Raw genomic sequence first — 3,348 nt, 5'->3', positions numbered from 1 at the left:
AGATACGATGATTTATCAATTTTATAAATAATAATTACATTCAATTATATAGGGAACTTCTTATAGTCAGAAGCTTCCTTTTTTATTTTCATTGAAATAGAGGGCTACTTGTTAGAGAGTAGTCATTTTTGTATTTAAAAATATTCCACTTTAATTGTTCTGAATATTTAAATATTTCCTTGTTCTATCGCCATCCACCATGTATAATTCTACAAATATGGGAGGGTTGAAATTGGATAAAGGACTACGGCTAATTAGGTTAATGTTCGGATTATTCTTATTTGCTCTCGGGTCTGTATCTGTAATGAACAGTAATTTAGGCTATGGTCCGTGGGAGTTGTTTCAAGCAGGTTTAACTAATCTATTGCCTATGACGATTGGAGAAGCGACGGTTTTTGTAAGTGTAATTATTGTTGTAATCATACTTATATTAAAGGAAACAATTGGGGTAGGGACTTTAGCGAACATGGCTTTCATCGGTATTTTTATGGATGTAATCTTATCAGCTGGTTTAATACCCTTTGGAGCAGGTATATTCAGCGGACTATGCTTGCTTATAGTTGGTCTATTCACAACAGCTTTTGGGAGCTACTTTTATATTAGTTCGGGATTTGGAGCGGGGCCTAGAGATTCACTAATGGTGGCAATCCGTAGACGTACAGGTCTTTCCATTGGAGTGAGTCGTAGTATTCTTGAATGCTCCGCAGCGACAGCAGGTTGGTTGTTGGGTGGTCCATTAGGGATTGGTACGGTCTTGACTGCTATCTTGCTAGGTTTTTGTGTTCAGCTAGTGTTTCGTTTGTTTGCTTTTGAGGCAACAGCAATTGCACATGAGAACCTTTGGACTACTTTGCATATTCGAGGCAAAAGTAAATTTTAGCTGAAAAATAGGGCTACTTTGAGATCATTCAATGACTCAAGTGTAGCCCTATTTATATTCTATTGACGCTCTATATGTTACCTAAGTCTTTCAAAGGATAAAAACGAAATTCTACTTTTCCGATGACGGAACTCATGGGAATAAAACCGAATATACGGCTATCTTTACTAACTCGTCGATTGTCACCTAAAACAAAAAGGCTATCATCTGGTACAATCTCTATTAGAAAATCTTCGGTTAATGTTTCGTTTGGAACTAAGTTTTCTTTCATATTGCTTAAATAGTCTTCTTCAAATCTTTTATCGTTAATGTATAATATATCATTTTTCATTTCTATTCGATCCCCGGGAAAACCAATCACTCTTTTTATATAATTATTATTACTGTCAGGTGCATTAAAAACAATTGTATCGAATCGTTTGATCGAGCTGACTTTATTAATGAGGACCTTATTTTGATTATCAAGAGTAGGAGACATTGAAGCACCTTGTACGGTAGTAGGCAAGAATAAAAAGTGACGACTAAAAATCACTAAAAAAAGAGCGAGTAGAAATACTTTAATCCAAGAAATCCATCCATTTTTATAATTTTTCTCCATGGGTATACCTCCTAATATATTTAAATATACTATAATTTCGATTCAAGGGGAGGGAGGAATATACACTTTTGTTTGAATGATATTCTTCTTTTTTCGACAATTCTTTTTCATAATTATAATTTTTCAAAATCCAATCTTTTATTGCAACAAAAAACTATTTAATTCGACATGAGCATACAAATACCACTATAATTCGGAAAGTTCTATCTACTTTTCTGTCAAAAAAGATTAAAGTCACGTATACTATTCATAGAGAGTAGTCACGTCTGGGAAATAGGGGATTTCTCGATAAATTGATAATAAATTTAAATTAGGAACTAGGAAACTAGTATTTAGTTAGGAGTTCGATACGTAATTAAGGATTGACGAAATAGGGGTGCAACATGAATATGAAAACAATGGATCAAGTTGAAATGCTGCAAAAGCAAGTTGATGAACTCGAAACAATTTTTCAACTATCACAATTTGAAAGCTTTGTTACGGATGGAAATGGGATATGTATTAGAGCTAATTCCATATGTGCGCAAAATATGGAATTGGATGAAAGTGAAATAATCGGAAAAAATGTACGGGATTTAGTAAAGCAAGGGATCTTTAATCCATCGGCTACAGTGCAAGTATTAGAGGAAAGAAAAACAGTCCATGTCATTCAATCCTTGTCTAACGGACAGAAGCTTCATGTTACATCAACACCTGTGTTTGATGAAAATGGAAAATTAGAACTGATTATTTCGAATGCAATGGATATTACGGAAGTGCTTTCACTAAAAGACAAAATGAAAGAAATGGAGCGTTTAGTAGAAATATATAATAACCGAATGGCTAATCAGCGTAAAACAGAAGTATTATATGGAAACAAAATTGTTGCGAAAAGTCCGGCGATGGTTCAAATAATGGAATTGCTGTCTCGCGTATCAAAAGTAAATTCTACTGTTCTACTCTTAGGGGAGTCAGGTGTTGGGAAAACAGAGATAGCGAAATGGCTACATAGTGAAAGTGATCGTTCCGAAGGTGAATTTGTAGAAATCAATTGTGGTGCGATTCCAGCAAGTTTATTCGAATCGGAATTGTTTGGATATGAACCGGGTTCATTTTCCGGAGGATTATCAACTGGTAAAAAAGGACTTATTGAATTAGCCGATAAAGGCACTTTGTTTCTGGATGAAATTGGTGAGTTGTCTTTGGATCTTCAAGTGAAATTACTTCGTCTAATCCAGAGCAAATCATTTATGAAGATTGGTGGTAGAAAAACTAAAGAAGTGGATATCCGTATTATTGCAGCAACAAATCGAGATTTGAAAAAGATGGTGCAAATCGGTGAATTCCGGGAGGACTTGTATTATCGTTTAGCTGTAGTTCCTATTAAAGTACCTCCACTTCGTGAAAGACGAGATGAATTAATCGAATTAATCTTTTCATTGTTGGACCGAATAAATAAAAAATATGGTTCAAAGAAGGTTTTAGCTCCACATTTATTAGAAGAGTTAGTAGAATACAATTGGCCAGGGAATATTCGCGAGCTAGAGAATACGTTAGAGAGGTTAGTTGTAACAACAGAAGGTCCGCTTATCGATAAAATGTTAAAAGTAAAACATACAAGCGAAAGCAAGACGGTCGAGGAAGTGAATCAGAAACAGGAAGAAGAGCATGATCTATATAAAGAAATTATTAATCGTTCTGAGCTTAGTTTAGATGAAAGATTGGAACTCGTAGAGAAGGAAATATTAACACACTATATGAATGAATTTGGCTCTACGAGAAAGGTTGCGAAAATTCTAAATTCTAGCCAGAGTACAATTAGTAGAAAATGTCAGAAGTATAATATAAAAATGAACCAAAAATGAATCTATTATTCATTTTTGGTTCATTT

Annotated in this window: 3 protein-coding genes; 2 read left to right on the top strand and 1 reads right to left on the bottom strand. The window is 34.3% G+C overall.

Features of this window, described 5'->3' with window-relative positions:
- Positions 1-232: 232 nt before the first annotated feature.
- Positions 233-880, top strand: coding sequence for a YczE/YyaS/YitT family protein (locus V7014_RS24985; RefSeq protein ID WP_335511460.1), 648 nt, complete (start codon positions 233-235; stop codon positions 878-880).
- 70 nt (positions 881-950) lie between these two features.
- Here the strand turns inward: V7014_RS24985 and lepB are convergent, their stop codons facing one another.
- The gene (gene lepB, locus V7014_RS24980) at positions 951-1,478 is read right to left on the bottom strand and encodes a signal peptidase I (RefSeq protein WP_335511458.1); all 528 of its coding nucleotides are present in this window, start codon (positions 1,476-1,478) and stop codon (positions 951-953) included.
- Positions 1,479-1,861: 383 nt separating this feature from the next.
- Between lepB and V7014_RS24975 the strand changes: the two genes are divergently transcribed.
- Positions 1,862-3,322, top strand: a complete 1,461-nt coding sequence (locus V7014_RS24975) for a sigma-54 interaction domain-containing protein (protein WP_335511455.1) — start codon at positions 1,862-1,864, stop codon at positions 3,320-3,322.
- Positions 3,323-3,348 lie beyond the last annotated feature (26 nt).

The sequence above is a fragment of the Bacillus sp. JJ722 genome (assembly GCF_036963345.1).
GTDB lineage: Bacteria > Bacillota > Bacilli > Bacillales > DSM-1321 > Bacillus_AD.
Note: the sequence above shows the minus strand (reverse complement) of the source record. Positions and strands in the feature narration are given on the sequence as shown.